We start from the raw sequence: 407 nt of genomic DNA, 5'->3' as shown, positions 1-407 counted from the left end.
TAGTTGCCTTCAGCGGCCGGACGCAGCTTGTCCAGATCCCGGCCCAAGATGCTCAGTTCGTATTCGCAGTGTTCCAGTACCTGGCCAACCACGTAGGACAGGAAGCGTTCCTGCAAATCCAGGGATTCATCCTGGTGCATCCAGGCCATTTCCGGTTCCATCATCCAGAATTCAGTCAGGTGCCGGCGGGTCTTGGAGGCTTCAGCCCGGAAGGTCGGGCCGAAGGTAAAGATCTTGCCGAAAGCTTCTGCCCCGACTTCACCGTAAAGCTGGCCTGACTGTGACAGGTAGGCATCGTGGTCGAAGTAGTCGATGTGGAAGAGTTCGGTCGTCCCTTCTGGAGCCGAGTGCATCAAAAGCGGAGCGTCGAACTTCACGAAGCCTTCGTTTTCAAAGAAGTCGACCGT

1 protein-coding gene is annotated in these 407 nt (G+C 56.3%); it reads right to left on the bottom strand.

Going from position 1 to position 407, the window contains the following annotated elements:
- Window positions 1–407, bottom strand: a 407-nt coding sequence (locus tag lacNas_RS03190; protein WP_307865699.1) for an amino acid--tRNA ligase-related protein, incomplete at both ends; no start/stop codon positions are given.

The sequence above is a fragment of the Lactobacillus nasalidis genome (assembly GCF_016587775.1).
GTDB lineage: Bacteria > Bacillota > Bacilli > Lactobacillales > Lactobacillaceae > Lactobacillus > Lactobacillus nasalidis.
This window is presented reverse-complemented; position numbering and strand designations above follow the sequence as displayed.